Source organism: Cyclobacterium sp. 10D3-21 (assembly GCF_055809755.1).
On the sequence record NZ_CM147924.1, the window covers coordinates 1,849,573 to 1,865,265 of the forward strand.

Consider the following 15,693-nt stretch of genomic DNA (forward strand, 5'->3'; position numbering starts at 1 on the left):
TTAGAAAAGACAACAATATTTAAGCTTCCTTAGTCACTTTTCAAAAACTCTTTGCGGGAGAAAGCCTTTTCCAGGATATCTGCCGGAAGATTATGGATAGCTTCTTTTAGTGAATCGTTCCAAATTTCAGATAAATGATTTAATTCATGCTGTTCAAATCGGTTTTCTACTATATTGTAACTGTCGTTTTCTAAAACTACGGTATCTATTGGGTAGTCAACATCATTTGAGCTGATTCTAGTAGCATCAAAAGCCAGAAAGGCACTTTTTAAAGCGAGTAACAGCGGTTCATCATATTTGAGAGACCTTCTCAATACAGGGTTACCAAACCCAGTGTTGCCAATAATGACGAAAGGTGTTCCTTGTCGGATTTCTATCCAATTTCCCTGAGGATAAAGTAAATAGAGCTTTGGTTCCTTGTCTTCTTCAAGTTGACCGCCGATGATGGAAAACAAGTTGAAGGAAAATCCAGAATTTTCCAATGAGGCCATATCCTCTCCTGCAACACGTTTTACCTGATCAGCAAACCCATTGACAGCCTTATAAAGCTTGTCATAAGAAGAATCATTTTTTTCAATTAATTCTCCAAAATAAGTAATGGCTTTGTCTCTTACGGAGCGAAGACCAGAGGTCATAATAAAGAAAGAATGGTTTCTTCTATTTACTGTATATACTTTCTTCGAAGTGGTAGTGTCATTACCTGAAGTGATTCTGGTATCAGATAAGCCTACAATTCCGTCTTTTGTCTTTATTCCAATGCAAAATGTCATTCTTGTCCCATGGTTTGGGAGGCAAAGTTATCTTTTATTTGGAAATAATTGTCGTTTATTTTATTTGATATATTATTAATTTTGATTTGAAGGTGTTCGATGTATTCATGTAAACCGCTGGAAATAATGTCGTTGACATCATCATACTCTAGCTTAGAACGTAGCTCACCCATTTCTTTCTCCGCACTGTTTGAATATCCGTCACTATTGGCTCCTGAAATCTTATAAAGGCATTGTTCGGCTTCTTTCAAACAAAAGAAAACAGACCGGGGAAAGTATTTATTCAGTAATAAAAACTCCACTACTCCTGAAGGTGAAATATTGCCATAGAGCCTTCTATAGGTGTTGAAAGCGGTAACAGATTTTAGCAAAGCCATCCAATGCAGAAAATCCAGAGGGGAACCCACTTCATTAGGGGAAGGGAGTAAGATGTGGTATTTAACATCCAGGATTCGGGAGGTTTTGTCTGCTCTCTCCAAATACTGACCCAACTGCCTAAAATACCAGCCCTCCGTGCGTGCCACCGTATTGTCAGCCAACCCATACAGGAGCAAAATCTGGGATTTTACCTCTTCAAAAAAATCTCTGGGATCATCTTTTTTCCAGATTTTTCCATCAGAAGCTTTATTTACAAAATGGTAGGTTTCATTTAATTTTTCCCAGGTTTCCTTGGTGAGGTTTTCCCTTATCATTCTTGCATTCTCTCTGGCTTTGGAGATTGAAGAAATAATAGAATTCGGGTTAGATTGATCAAAGGCCAGGAAAAAAATGACTTCCTGCATATTGTAATCCAGGTTTCGAGATTTATAAAGCTCATGGTCTCCTGTGGCCATAATTAAAGGCTCCCATTGTTCCTTTAGGTCAGGGGGTAAATCCAACATTAAGTTGAAATTAACATTGATGAATCGGGCATAATTTTCAGTCCGCTCCATGTATCTCCCCAGCCAGTAAATTGAATTTGCAACTCTACTTAACATATCGTTTGTTTATTTTAATACAATACCCAGGTGTCTTTGCTTCCGCCACCTTGAGAACTATTGACTACGAGAGAACCTTTTTTTAATGCGACCCTGGTAAGGGCACCCGGAATTACTTCTACCTCATTGCCATACAAGATATAAGGCCTTAAATCCACATGCCTCCCTTCTATGGTTTTATTATCTACAATGGACGGCACAGTGGAAAGTGAAAGTGTAGGTTGGGCGATGTAATTGTTAGGGTTTGACTTGACCAATTGTCTGAATTTTTCATGTTCTTCAGCATCAGCTTTAGGCCCTATCATCATGCCATAACCTCCGGCGGCATTGGTTTCCTTTACCACCAAATCAGCAATGTTTTCAATAACATGGTTTCTATCTTTCTCTTCCCTGCAAAGGAAAGTTGGTACGTTGTGAAGGATAGGATCCTGATCGAGGTAGTATTTTATTATTTTGGGTACATAGGCATATACCGCCTTATCATCTGCCACGCCTGTTCCTGGAGCATTGGCAAGTGCTATATTGCCGGCCTTATAAGCTTCAAAAAGACCAGGGACACCCAGCATTGAGTTGGGATTGAAAGCCTGTGGGTCGAGAAAAGTATCGTCTATTCTTCTATATAGGACGTCTATTTGTTCCAAACCTTTGGTGGTCTGCATGTACACTTTATTGTCCTTCACGATTAAATCCAGGCCTGAAACCAACTCCACTCCCATTTGCTGGGCCAAGTATGAATGTTCAAAATAGGCGGAATTATAAACTCCCGGAGTAAGTACTCCTATTTTGGGCTTGGGCTTGTCAGACAGAAACTGCAACATCTCCAATAGTTTTGCAGGATAATCCGACACAGGCCTTACACCCAGTTTGTTAAACAAGTCTGGATAAGCCCGCTTAATGATTTCACGGCTCTCTAGCATATAGGAGACACCTGAAGGGCAGCGCAAATTGTCTTCCAAAATATAAAACTCCCCATTATTGTCCCTAACCAGATCTGTGCCTGTAATGTGACACCAAATACCTTTTGGAGGAGTCAAACCCATACATGGTTTCAGGAAATCTTTACTTCCCAAAATCAAATCTGAAGGAACTACTTTGTCTTTGAGGATCTTTTGGTCATTGTAAATGTCTTGTAAAAAGAGATTTAACGCAGTAATCCTTTGCTTGAGCCCTTCGTTTATTTTATTCCAATCGTTTCCTGGAATAATTCGGGGAATTATGTCTAAATGCAGAATTTTTTCCGAACCCTCCTTGTCATGGTAGACATTAAAAGTCATCCCCATGGCCATCTGGGCCTTGTCTGCAGAGTATTGCAATTGGTTAAGTTTTTTGGCCGAAGTGTTTTCAATAAATGCTCCGAAACTGGAGTAGTGTTCACGCAATGTCTGATGTTCATCATACATCTCATCATAAAAAGAATGTTGGGATTCGTGGTTTACCTTCATTTTGCCTAATTAAAACAGTTGGATTAATGACTTATGAATTATAGAAGTTATAAAAATTAGGTATTATATTTTAATTATGCAAATAATTGGAGGCTGTTATTAATATTTAAGAAAAATGTACTTTGGTTGCGGGGTATGACTGATTAAATATTCTGTTTGATTATCAGCCAAAAGTTCGGATCCAGTTTCAGGTTAACCTTCTTCCTTCTTGGGAAGCTGATCGATTACCAAATTGAAGAGTGATTGAAAGCTATAAATTAAACGCTTAGGTAAAGTTGTTAATTCAAACGGTATACACTAAATTATCAGTTATATAAATTGGTAACTGTGCCTTATAAGGTTCCTGTATTAAAATTTCATTGCTTTCAAGTATGGGCATTTTAGAAATGAAGCTTAATAGCTGTTTTTTTAAAGCAAAAAGGGCAAAACCAGAAAATAGCACCATCAAATTCATTAAAACCCAAAAATGAGCAGCAGACAAAAAACATTAGGAAAGAAAAACCTATACAAATTCTCTAGATTGATCCTGTTTTTGGTATTTGTTTCTGCTTGTAATAAAGGTGAAAACCTGGACAAAGCCGGTGCGTATGTAGTGTCAAAAGAATTGGTTAAATCTTCAAAATCGATAAGCATACCGATTGATTCATTAACGGTAAATAGAAGTACACAGCTGGTCCATTACCAAGGTTCGAAGGATTGGTTGTTCAATCTTAACATGCGTACCAACGAGATACAGATGTATGATTTGGAAGACAATTCCCTTCATAAAAGATTGAAATTTCCCGTTGAAGGAAACAATGGCGTTGGTCGGGTTTTTTCGTTTCACATTCACAATCTGGACAGTATATTCCTCTTTCAGCAGTTTAGTCCAAATATATATTTAACCGACACAAGCCAGTCGATCAGGAATAAAATCACCGTTCAAGTACCAGAAATGCATACCCCTCCATTTGTACACTCCACTTACTTTACATCTCCAGTAGTGGTTATAGCTGACGCTTTAGTGGTGAAAACCCGTCCTGCTGATGATTATAAAGAAATAACAAATGAGGCACTGTCAAAAAGACATTTGACTTATAGCATCAACCTCAACAATGGGGAGACGGAACTCTTGAATCATAAATACCCCAATGACTATTTGGAAGATGGGTATAAACTTTTCGACTTCAGTTTTGCAAAAGGGAAAGACAGATGGGTTTATTCTTTTCATTCTGACCCTAATGTGTACTATTCAGATTCGATGCAGGCTGGCTTAACAGCAGTACATTCAAAAAGTAAATACATCAATGGCTTTCAGAACTTCGACGTGACTGGCTCCAGGGCGGAGCATTATAAATATTATGCAAGCGCACCGAATTATAAAAGTATCCTTTACGATAAATTCAAAAACGTCTATTATAGATTTTGTTATCCGGAAATTGAGGTAACCAGTGAAGAGAAAATAATGAAGTATAGATTTCTGCCTAAACTTTTCTCCCTATTAATTTTAGACAGTGAGTTAAATGTCATTGGTGAAACTTTATTCGATGAAGGTGAATTTTTGTCTGACAATGTTTTCATAACCGAAGAGGGTTTATACCTATCTAAAAACCACCCTGATAATCCAGAACTTAAAGAAGACTACCTTTCTTTTGCCTTATTCGAGCTAATGGAAATTGATTAACCCTCATTATTAGCTGCAATTTGGGAAATTACAGGTTTGAAAAATAAATAGCCTGTTGTACAAGTCAACAGGCTACTTTAATTCAAAATAAGCAAGGCATCTATTATGTGCTGAAATTGCTTCAAAATCAGCCATTTCGTTGCTGTTTGGAGATTGTAACACCTCCTGATTGAGTCGAGAAATACTATTGTATAATTCCATCAAACTCTTTTAGCCGATACGGTAATCCTCATATAGTAAGGGAAGTTCAATCGTTCCGAATTCCCCAGCCTCAACGGGCGAAATAATATAGTCAAGGGTGTTAGCACTTGGTAAATATATTAGGAGCAGATCAAGATTTTGGCGTCATTACGACTTAATTTCACATGTTTTCGGATCCGGGTCATAATGCCCAAAACTTTAGCGTTTAATTCTCTGCCAGAAATAAAATAAAGGCATATTCCATGGCCAATTCTTTTAAAGCACTAAAGCGACCAGAAGCCCCGCCATGACCCGCCTCCATATTGGTATGCAATAGTAAAAGGTTTTGGTTAGTGCGCATTGCTCTTAATTTTGCTACCCATTTGGTAGGTTCCCAATACTGTACTTGACTGTCATGTAAGCCGGATGTAATGAGGAGGTGAGGGTAATCCTGTTTTTTCACATTGTCATATGGAGAGTAGGATAGCATATAGTCATAATATTGCTTTTCCTTAGGGTTTCCCCATTCATTAAATTCTCCGGTAGTCAAAGGAATGCTTTCGTCCAACATGGTTGTGACCACATCCACAAAAGGTACGGCTGCAACAACTCCATGAAAAAGGTCTGGTCGCTGGTTAATTACGGCACCTACCAAGAGTCCTCCAGCACTTCCTCCCATCGCAAAAAGCTTTTTTGGATGGGCATATTTTTCCTGAATTAAATATTCCCCACAGGCGATAAAATCGTCAAAGGTATTTTTTTTCTTTAACATTTTACCCTCTTCATACCAATGCCGGCCCATTTCCTGGCCTCCTCTAATATGTGCAATGGCAAATACAAAGCCTCGATCCAGTAAGCTTAATCTACTGGAGCTAAAATAGGGATCTGAACTTAGTCCATAAGACCCATAACCGTAAAGCAAAACAGGGTTTTGGCCATTATGATGGAACAGGTCCTTTTTATAGACCAGTGATATAGGTATTTCCGTTCCGTCCTTGGAGCTTGCCCATACCCGTTCAGATTGGTAGTCCTCAGGGGTATGACCTCCCACTACTTCATGACGCTTCATTAGCGTTTTATCCCGGCTGTCCATGTTGTAGTCATAAACAGTGGCAGGAGTAGTCAATGAATTATAGCCATACCTAAGCACATCCGTATAGAATTCAGGATTGTTGCCTATCCAAACGGTGTAGGCAGGATCTTCCATTCTTATGGTGTGTTTTTTATCTCCATCCCAAGACCTTATTTCTAATCTCGGCAGTCCATTGAAGCGATTTGCAATCACCAGATGATGCTTAAAAACCTCAAATTCCTCTAAAAAAACATTTTCTCTGGTTGGGATGATGTCTTCCCAATGCTCTTTCTCTGTTTTTTCTATTGGTGTTCTTACCAACTTGAAGTTTTTGGCATTGTCAGCATTGGTAAGAATTATAAAATGCTTTCCATAATGATCCACATCGTACTCCAGGTTTTCTTGTCGACTTTGGATGACTTTCCATTTTTCGTCGGGCTGATCAAGGGGTAGAAAACGGTATTCTGAGGAAATCGTACTGTGACTGGCAATGAATAAAAATTTTCTCGATTTTGATTTCTTTAATCCGACGGTAAAGGTTTCATCCGTTTCTTCATAAACCAATTCATCTGATTCCTGAGGTGTGCCCAGGACGTGGCGGAAAATTTTATTTGGCCTAAGGGTCATGGGATCCTGTTGGGTATAAAAAACGGTCGCATTGTCCGCTGCCCATGCCAGGTTTCCCGTGACGGATTTTAATTGATCCTCCAATACCTCACCCCTTATTAAATCCTTAAAATGAATCGTATAAATACGTCTACCAATATTGTCAAAAGAATAAGCAAGCAACTGATTGTTTTCCGCTACTGCTAGTGCATTGACATTCATGTATTCATGCCCCTCTGCCAGTGTATTTATATTCAAGAGCGTTTTTTCCTCCGCATCGAGATTTCCTTCCTTTCTACAATAAATGGGGTATTCTTTGCCTTTTTCAAAGCGATTGTAGTAATAGAAGCCATTTTTAAAATAAGGGACGCTGGCATCATCTTCCTTTATTCTGCCCTTCATTTCCTTGAAAAGTGTTTTCTGGAGGGTGTCAGTTTTCTTCAGCCAAAAATCTTTAAACTCATTTTCTTTTTTAAGGTAATCCAGAACTTCCGGGTTTTCTCTATCATTCATCCAAAAATAATCATCAGTTCTGGTTGAATCTTGATTTTGGAGTGTTTTGGTTATAATTTGTGCTTTTGGTTGATCTATGTTTTTTTGTTTGGCCATACCCTGCTTTATATACTTTTATTTTGTGTATCGGTTAATTATTAAAAGTTATAGAATTTTCCCTATATTGAAAGGGTTATTCATATTATATATTAAACCATTTAAATGCATTAACCAACAAAAATATGGGATTGATTAAAGAATTCAAGGATTTTGCCGTAAAAGGTAATGTAGTAGATTTAGCTGTAGCTGTCATCATTGGCGGAGCATTTGGGAAGGTCGTTTCTTCTCTGGTAAAGGATATTATCATGCCACCTATTGGCTTATTGCTTGGGGGGGTTGATTTTACTGATTTGGTAATTGTCCTCAAGGAGGGCTATATTGACCCCGCAGGGCAAGAAATGTCTGCGGTCACCATTAATTATGGTACATTTATTCAATTCACTGTAGATTTTGCCATTGTAGCTTTTGCCATCTTTATGATCGTTAAAATGATTAATAACATGAAAAAGAAAGAGGCTGCAGCTCCTACGCCACCACCACCTACTGTTAATAAGACAGATGTATTGTTGGAGGAAATCAGAGACTTGCTTAAAACCAAATAATTTCTGATAGAAACAAATTGGCCGGTAAGGGACAAATCAGGTCCCTTACCGGTTAAATTGATACCTTAACTGAAAAGTTGTTTCCGTTAACTCGTTGCCTTCGATTTCCTGCAAGCCTGAGCCAATACCCTCCCTGTTCGTATAGGTTGTTTTCGCCCACCTGCCCCAAAAGGTAAGCCGTCGATTGAGCTTATACTGCGCTAAAAAATAGATACGTATTCCCTGATCATAGAAATTCGGTATAGAAAATGCCCAAAGCACATTTTTTTCATACAAGTATTGCCTGTTTTCATAATCATCCGTATCAAACAGTGAAACTCTTCCTGAGAGTCTCCACGCGCCTGTCTCCCCTGATAAATCCTGAGAGATAGCAAAACCTTTAGATCTTTGTCCATCTATGTGGTAATAACTTTGCTGTACACGCGTTTTAGCCTGCCACCAGCGGCTTGGTTGGTAAGTTAGGTTCCATACTAGGTTTTGTCTTTTTCCCTGCGCCAACCGGTACTGACTGCTGACTTGGTTTTCTGAAAGGACGTTTCTACTCTTTACCTCTTCCCGAAATTGGAAAAACAACATTAATTGTTTGTTTGGCTGATATTTTATCCTGCTGAGCCATTCGTGGCCAATTGAAGGCGCATACATTCTAAAACGCATCCAGGGAAATCTAAAGTAGTCATAATAGGCAGACCAGCTGATTTTCCGGTCGGGTTTGAAATGAATCCCTAAATACAAGCCTTCTTCATTGATCGGTCGGGTACCTTCTGAAAAGGCATTACCATATCGTGAATGAAAGTTACGATCATACTTCCTCCAAATCATCGAGAAATCTACTTTGCTGTTCAGACTACTCATAACCCCCGCTACATGACCCATTCCCCCGCTTTTTGATAGTGCCGTTTCTCCAAACAAATAATGGTTTCGGTAATTGTAGGTAAAATATAGACTGTTGGTGACATTGTTCTTTCCCCGGAATTCAAATTGATTGTAGATTCTTTCCAATGGAATAAGCGGTTGACTGTATTGGGTGTAAAGGAAGTTGGTACCAAACTGAAAAGATTTGTTGGGATGCCGATAACTCATATTTAGTCCTAAATTTTGTTCCGTTGCCTGCGCTTTTTTCTTTATCTCGCCTATTGTCCGGTGAAGGCCGGATAAAACCAATGAGGATAAATAGGGATATTCATTGGCAAGACTGTCTTGAATGTATTGTAAATTGGCATCCCTGGAAGTGCTTGAAAGCATGACGGTCCACTCCAAATTTCCTGATGTATAGGTTCCCGCTATCCCTCTGAAAAACCCTGCTTCCATAACGGAAGTGTATGGTCTTAAACCAGTCGAACTTCTTTTTACGGTGGTGATGGTCTCGGCCCCTTTTCCAACAGAAAATCCCGAACCGAAAACCAAGCCTTGACCAAATTGTAATTGGTAATCCCCTAGAGACAGCGCCTTTAGTTTGCCTTTATTGTAGAGGGTGTAATGGAAAGAGAGGAAATTGAATCCGTAACGTTTGCTTTTCGGGTCCCAGGTGAATTTTTCTCCTGAATCCTTATCTAAAGTCAAACCAAGACTAAAATCCGCTGGTTGCTGTAGTCGGAATCTCATGTAAAAATCATTGGGGTCTCCCACATACCGGTTACTCAGGTCTCCATTGCTTAAAGTATCTGGTGAAGTGAAGCCTTTTCTTGTTTGCCACACCCTTCTTTGGCGAAAGAGCAAATAGGCATTCTCTGCTTTTGAGATGCGCTTTAGTCCTGGGGTGCTTTGATTGGGGTGAGTGGAATTGATTACCACAAATGGCAAAATGTTATCAATGGTTTCTAAATTCCATTCAGGGATGGCCTGCAGCTCGTAAATGGAAGAAAACTTTCCAAATTGATTTCTGTAGTCAATAAAAGATTTGATTTGTAGGGGGCTAAGAATGTACAAGGATTGAAGCTCGGTACTTGAGGCTATTTGTAAGTCCAAAGGCTGGAAATAAAGTTGGAGAAGGCTTTCATACAGGTCTTCGTAAGGTATGTCTTCTTCCTGCATGGCAAACCGCTCTTCTACGAATGCTTCTATATCGAGCTCTTTTTGTGGTGTTCGTTGTGCAAAAAGCGCAAAGGATACCAGGTACAAGGCAAGGCCGATGACAAATCGGCACTTCAAGGTGCTTTAAGGTTATAGTTTAAAGAAAAATGATGCGTAAATCCCAATAGATAATTGCGACTCATGGCATAATCTACCTGAAACCTTCTAGGCCTAAAACCTATACCAAAATACAGATTGTTAGGTTGGCTGTTGATGCCTGTTCGTGCCCAGAATTTTTCTTCAAAGCTATAAGCGATACCCGCTTTAAATTGGGGAGGAGAAAACAATTCTTTCTCCGTTTCAATATTGACCATCAAGTTATTGGATGGTCGGTAAGATATGCCTGCCTTAACGATCGTCGGTAAATAATCTAAATTGGCTTTGCTTATAGCCGCTCGGGTAATATTGTATACATGCGCACCAAAAAACAAACCTGGAATGAGTTCAGCTGTTCCTCCAAGTTCGAGCACAGGTCTGGCGCTTCTTCCATAGCCTTCAATATTTGTCTGGAAATAATTGATTTTCATCCCTAAGCTGGCCAAACCAAGTTGCTTTGCCAATCCCAAGCCTACTTGTTGTTGGTTAAAAAGGTCTCCACCGTAATTGGAAAAGCCAATTCCTATCGTCCCTAATTTCTCGGTAGGGAGCGTTATGCCAGCAGCAAGTGTGGTCAGTTCGTTGAGTCCAAGTCTGTGATCGTATCCCGCTATGGCTAATATTTCAGCGGGTGCTTTTCCCAGCGCTCCTATATTGTTAAAAATTGCCCATGGATCACTTAAAGTAACGCTTGCATTTCCTAGCCCTATACTTTGAGCACCTTTTGGAAAATGATCCATGCTGTTTTGGGACCAGATTAGCCCCGAAAAAAGCATTAATATACCAAGTAGTACCCATTTCTCCATAATCAAAAAAAAAGGAAAAAAAGAAAGTATTACTTGAATATACTACAATAAAATGTATTGAAGAAACAAAAAACGGATTATATAGGAGCTTTTACATTGATAAAGAAGCTCCCTGTACCCATATTATTCACCGAATATTCAAATCTGAAAACAGCGTCATACATTCCTATAAGGTCCAAACCCATGCCATATCCTGTCAGGTATTTGTTAGTAAGGGCTGCATTCTGGGGTAATCGATTGGCATCTCTTACGTATCCATGGTCAAAATTGGCACTGAGGTATAGCTTAAGGGGGAAAACTGAAAATTCATCTATGGGCATAAAATCAGAAATGTCATAGGCTACATTTAACAACTCATAGCGCAAACTGTTTTTATGGACAATCAATTGTTGGCCTTCGATAACGTTGAGCTCATAGCCCCTTATAAAGTCCGGTTTATAGCCAATACCACGGACTAGGGTATACGGTTGATGATCACTAAAGAAGGCAGAACCGGAAATGCCTGTGGCAAAGTGAGATTTATCGCCTAGCCTTTTGTAAGTGCTAGCCATAATGCTAAATTCCAGCTCATTGATATCATCATTCCCAAACAGACCGTATTTGGTTAGGCTAGCATCCAATAAAGTTCCTTGGGTAGCATAGGCTACATTGTCCCGATTGTCATGACGATAACGGTAAGAAGCCAGGAAATACTGTAGTTTTTGGCCCTCGTATGTGAAGTAATTGGGGTTTTCAATTATTACATCCTCATGAATTTGGGTTTTCTGATAGCCTGCTGTGAAATAATGAGAGTTATAAAAACTTCCTCTAAAACTATAGGTGAGGGAGGCATTGAGTGTTTTTCGTAGAATTTCTTCATCTGCATTCCTGAAGAAATATTGCTTGTTGCCAATTGACCTTACGGGTATGTTTTTATTTGTGTAAAAATTAAATTTAGCTGCCAGTCCATGAAGTTGATTTTTGTCAAAATAAGGAATGGTATAATTCAGAAGAATGGCTTGAGTAAAACCTATCTGGCCGATTACCCTGAGTTTTTCGTTTCTTCCGCCAATATTATTATGGTCTAATTTTACCCCATAGTTCACCCTCGAAAAATCCCTGTTTTGATTGGAATACCATTCAGAGAAGTTCCTGTCAGCCAAATTAAAGATTATACTAGGTAAAATGTACCATCTTTCTTTCAGAGAAACCAAAATTTCAACCTGCTCTTCTCCTACAAAAAGGGGCGTCACAGTTGCGGTTGTGAAAAGTTGAAGGTTGTATATTTTTTTTTGGTCAGCTGCTACAAGAGCTACAAATTCCTCCCAATTGTAGGTCATGTTTTCAGCAATATCCATTTCCCGTAAAATAATGTTTTTACGGGTTTTTTCGTTTCCAACGATAAAGATGTTATTGACAGTGACTTGCTTAGGCGTTTCTACTTCCTCTGAAGTGACATTAAGGGAGTCGCTATTCTGGGCATACAGGGCTTTGCCAACACCTGTTTCCAGAATGCAAATAAGGAGTAAGAGCCGGTAAAATAGCGGTTTTAGCTTCAATTGAATCTTAATTTTGATTTTAGAAACAGAACTTTATTTTTAAAAATAAGCTTGTTTACTGTAAATACGAAAAAGTGAAGAAAATAGTGAAAAAAATTGCTGTATTTCCCATTTTGATTTATCAATATGCTATTTCTCCTTTGATTCCGAGGTCCTGTAGGTACTATCCTACTTGTAGTCAATACGCCAAAGAAGCGATTATGAAACATGGTGTTTTAAAAGGAGGATGGATGGGAATCAAGCGAATAGGTAGATGTCACCCGTGGGGAGGACAGGGCCATGACCCTGTCCCTTGAATTAGTTTTCGATGGATTTTTTCTTTTTATTCGTTAATGAATAAACAACAAACCCAAGACCGATAAGGACCAAAGGAATACTTAGCGTTTGTCCCATGTTTAAGGTAAGGTTGTCCTCAAAGTCCACTTGGTTTTCCTTGAAAAACTCCCAGAAAAACCGCATTCCGAAAACGGAAATAAGAAATAATCCCAGGTATAGCCCTTCGGGTAATTTAGATTTATACTTGGTCCACCCAAGAAATAGCAAGATGAAAATCAATAAATAAGTGAGTGATTCATAAATTTGGGTGGGGTATTTGGCTTGGCCAAATGTTTTTACCACCGCCAGGTAATGATCACCCTGATCTTTGATCTCCAGGTCCAAAGGTTTTTCAGGATCCTCAGACATGTATTTTTTTGAGCTATTGAATCGGGTCAGTGCATACTTAACATCTCTTTCAAGAACAGCTCTTAGATTTTCTTCATCAAAGCCTCCCTTATCGATTTCAATATCAAAATTGACGGGGACACGTCCTGTTCCGGTAAGTCCACTTTGTCGGTCAGCTGGCTTATAGGCTTTGATAGAAGTTATTGGAAGTTTCATGGTATTCAGAATTTCTTCCGTATCTCGAGCAAAGACAAATCCGCTGTCTGTACCTGTGGCCTTACCACCAATTTCAGAATTCATCAAGTTACCGAAACGAATCAAAGCTCCGGTCAAGGCGATTACGATAACAACTCTATCTACAACCCATAAATAGGATTGGCCGGGCGTTTTTCTGACATAAAGCCATATAGCAATAGGGATAACGATGGCTGCGCCATGGCTCGCCAGGCCTCCTTCCCATACCTTCAAAATGTCTATGGGATTGCTCAGGTACCGCTCCGGCTCATAAAATAAAACGTGGCCTAGTCTGGCACCAATGATGGTAGCGAACACCATGTAAATTGTCAATTTGTCCACCAAATTTTCATCATGACCTTCTTTTTTAAAGAAATGGATCATGAACTGTTGGGAGATAATAAAGCCTAATGCAAAAAGCAGGCTGTACCAGCGTAACCTGTCAAATCCTGAAAAAATCGAAGGGTTTGGACTCCATACGACGTAATACAAAATACTATTGATCATGGGTTATTATGTTTTTGATGATTGTCGTTGATTTATTCTTCAAGGGTTTCCATTAGTGCCAACTCTTCCCGATACCCTCCGGAAAGTACAGGGAAACGGTACCAGGTCTTTGGGTCTACATTAAATTCATCCAAATGAAAAGAGACTGCCAGGCGTTCTCTTTTCCACTGATTGATTGACCACAGCCTAAAGAATTTGGCAATGTAACCTTTTAAAAGAGATGGTTCAAGAGATATTTCTTCTTTCAAAATCAGGTATACATCCATTGGAGACCTCTTGTCCCTTATGGCTAATTTCTCAATGGCAGAAATGATAGGGTAGGGCATAAGGTCTTCTTCGTCGGTTTGACTCTGCTCCTGAGGTCTTAATTCTGCAGTAGGTTGCAGGGCATTGACTTCCTTTAATCCATCATAGCCTTTTTCCTTTTCTGCCCATCGTAGCCATTGCAGGATAAAGTCTTTACTCACCGCTGCGATTGGCGAAATACTGCCGCTGGTATCCCCATCCATCGTGGCATAGCCCAAGTCCCCTTCACTTCGGTTGGAAGTGCTTAGAAGTAGGTAGTTTTTGATATTCGTCAACATCCAGATGATGGGGGATCTTGCCCTTGCCTGGATGTTTTGAAGGGCGATGTCATCTTGCTCCCAGGTAAGTTTTCTACCCAAGGCATTTTCGATTTTTTTGGTGTAAGAGTTTACTTCCTCGTCGATTGTCCAATGGTGAAAAGTAGCACCCAAACTTTTCGCCAGATTGCGGGCACTATTGAGGGTTGCTTCAGACGAGTTTTTTGTTCCCTGGTAAGCTGTAGTGAATAGTTTTTCGGTAATTTCCTGAATGCTGCTTTCTGGGGCAATGTCTGACGCTCTATGAATTTTCTCCAAAAATAGGGTTGTTCCAAGACCGTTTACTCCCCTTTTCACCATGTCGGCCACAAGTATGGCTATAGTGGATGAATCGGCTCCGCCACTAAGTGAGAGGACAAAACCCCTACTTCTGCTTTTTCTAAGGTAGTCAAAGAGCGCCAAAGTGGAGGCTGCCATAAATTCCTCATTTTTGGTTTGTAAACTATGTTCTAGTTTTATGGGTTTCTGATCTTGAGCAGGGTAAGCTACCGTAACCAACTGATAAGATTGAAAGGAAAGTAACTTGTTTTTTACCAAACACTTTCCTTGTTCGGAATAAAGTATTTCCCCATCAAATATCATTCTCCCACTTTCATTGCCCAGTAAATTAACATAGAGGTAGGCAACGCCCAGGTCAATTGAGCTTTCTTTAACTAATATTTCTCTTTGCTCACTTTTACCCATGGCAAAGTGGCTGGCACTGGGATTAAATATAATGTCTACACCACGTTCTTTTAACCGGTATCCAGGTCTGCTGCTACTTCTCCAGGCATCTTCACAGATTTCAAACCCATATTTATGGCCATTTTTCTCAAAGATGATATCCCCAAAAGGATATTTGGAATCAAAACATTCAAAGGAAATCTCGGCTCCTGCTTTCCAGGGAGTAAACCACCTGGCTTCATAATGGACACCGTCTATCGCTAAAAATTGTTTGGGTACAAAGCCTAGGATCTCTTGGTTTTCCAAGACTGCCATACAATTGTACACTTGGCTATTAATCCTAATTGGAAGGCCCACAAACACACTGATTCCCTCGGTATGCGGAAGGATCTTTTTAATCTTTTCAAGTGCTTTCTTAGGGTACCAATAGCTTAAAAACAAATCCTCACTTCCGTAACCAGTAATACAAAGTTCCGGAAAGCACAAAAGGTCAACCTTTTTTTCTTTTGCCAGGGAGATTGATTGGATGATGTTGTCCAGGTTTCCTTCCCAATCCAGTGGAGTTTGATTGAGAGTGGCGCCAGCCAGAAGTAATGGAGACATGATAATTTATTTAGAGACCGAAATAA

The 15,693-nt window shown here is 39.5% G+C and carries 12 protein-coding genes; 3 read left to right on the forward strand and 9 right to left on the reverse strand.

Annotated elements, in window-relative coordinates; all coding sequences use genetic code 11:
- Positions 1-29: 29 nt before the first annotated feature.
- Genes AC0L7T_RS07585 through AC0L7T_RS07595 form a run of 3 tightly spaced genes read right to left on the reverse strand, consistent with a single transcriptional unit; the run spans position 30 to position 3,189 of the window.
- Positions 30-770: a proteasome-type protease gene (locus AC0L7T_RS07585; protein ID WP_473341934.1), complete on the reverse strand. Its 741-nt coding sequence runs from the start codon at positions 768-770 to the stop codon at positions 30-32.
- Positions 767-1,747, reverse strand: coding sequence for an alpha-E domain-containing protein (locus AC0L7T_RS07590; protein ID WP_473341935.1), 981 nt, complete (start codon positions 1,745-1,747; stop codon positions 767-769). Before AC0L7T_RS07590 ends, AC0L7T_RS07585 begins: the two co-directional genes overlap by 4 nt.
- Before the next feature lie 14 nt (positions 1,748-1,761).
- On the reverse strand, positions 1,762-3,189 hold the full coding sequence (locus tag AC0L7T_RS07595) for a circularly permuted type 2 ATP-grasp protein (protein WP_473341936.1): 1,428 nt from the start codon (positions 3,187-3,189) through the stop codon (positions 1,762-1,764).
- 466 nt (positions 3,190-3,655) lie between these two features.
- On the opposite strand from AC0L7T_RS07595, the gene AC0L7T_RS07600 reads away from it, so the two are divergent.
- Positions 3,656-4,852 (forward strand): DUF4221 family protein, encoded by a 1,197-nt coding sequence (locus tag AC0L7T_RS07600; protein WP_473341937.1) that lies wholly within the window; start codon positions 3,656-3,658, stop codon positions 4,850-4,852.
- A 406-nt stretch (positions 4,853-5,258) separates the two neighbouring features.
- Here the strand turns inward: AC0L7T_RS07600 and AC0L7T_RS07605 are convergent, their stop codons facing one another.
- Positions 5,259-7,319: a S9 family peptidase gene (locus AC0L7T_RS07605; RefSeq protein WP_473341938.1), complete on the reverse strand. Its 2,061-nt coding sequence runs from the start codon at positions 7,317-7,319 to the stop codon at positions 5,259-5,261.
- 125 nt (positions 7,320-7,444) lie between these two features.
- Here AC0L7T_RS07605 and mscL point away from each other — a divergent pair, with 125 nt between their 5' ends.
- Positions 7,445-7,864: a large-conductance mechanosensitive channel protein MscL gene (mscL, locus tag AC0L7T_RS07610; protein ID WP_473341939.1), complete on the forward strand. Its 420-nt coding sequence runs from the start codon at positions 7,445-7,447 to the stop codon at positions 7,862-7,864.
- 45 nt (positions 7,865-7,909) lie between these two features.
- Here the strand turns inward: mscL and AC0L7T_RS07615 are convergent, their stop codons facing one another.
- The 3 genes from AC0L7T_RS07615 to AC0L7T_RS07625 form a co-directional block, all read right to left on the reverse strand.
- Positions 7,910-10,012, reverse strand: a complete 2,103-nt coding sequence (locus AC0L7T_RS07615; RefSeq protein WP_473341940.1) for a ComEA family DNA-binding protein — start codon at positions 10,010-10,012, stop codon at positions 7,910-7,912.
- Positions 10,009-10,836, reverse strand: coding sequence for a PorV/PorQ family protein (locus AC0L7T_RS07620; RefSeq protein ID WP_473341942.1), 828 nt, complete (start codon positions 10,834-10,836; stop codon positions 10,009-10,011). Before AC0L7T_RS07620 ends, AC0L7T_RS07615 begins: the two co-directional genes overlap by 4 nt.
- 77 nt (positions 10,837-10,913) lie before the next feature.
- Positions 10,914-12,374 (reverse strand): BamA/TamA family outer membrane protein, encoded by a 1,461-nt coding sequence (locus tag AC0L7T_RS07625; RefSeq protein ID WP_473341944.1) that lies wholly within the window; start codon positions 12,372-12,374, stop codon positions 10,914-10,916.
- A 74-nt stretch (positions 12,375-12,448) separates the two neighbouring features.
- On the opposite strand from AC0L7T_RS07625, the gene yidD reads away from it, so the two are divergent.
- On the forward strand, positions 12,449-12,670 hold the full coding sequence (yidD, locus tag AC0L7T_RS07630; RefSeq protein WP_473341945.1) for a membrane protein insertion efficiency factor YidD: 222 nt from the start codon (positions 12,449-12,451) through the stop codon (positions 12,668-12,670).
- Position 12,671: 1 nt separating this feature from the next.
- Here yidD and AC0L7T_RS07635 read toward each other — a convergent pair whose 3' ends face one another.
- Positions 12,672-13,778, reverse strand: coding sequence for a prolipoprotein diacylglyceryl transferase (locus AC0L7T_RS07635; RefSeq protein ID WP_473341946.1), 1,107 nt, complete (start codon positions 13,776-13,778; stop codon positions 12,672-12,674).
- Between the two features lie 32 nt (positions 13,779-13,810).
- Positions 13,811-15,667 (reverse strand): NAD(+) synthase, encoded by a 1,857-nt coding sequence (gene nadE, locus AC0L7T_RS07640; RefSeq protein WP_473341947.1) that lies wholly within the window; start codon positions 15,665-15,667, stop codon positions 13,811-13,813.
- Positions 15,668-15,693 lie beyond the last annotated feature (26 nt).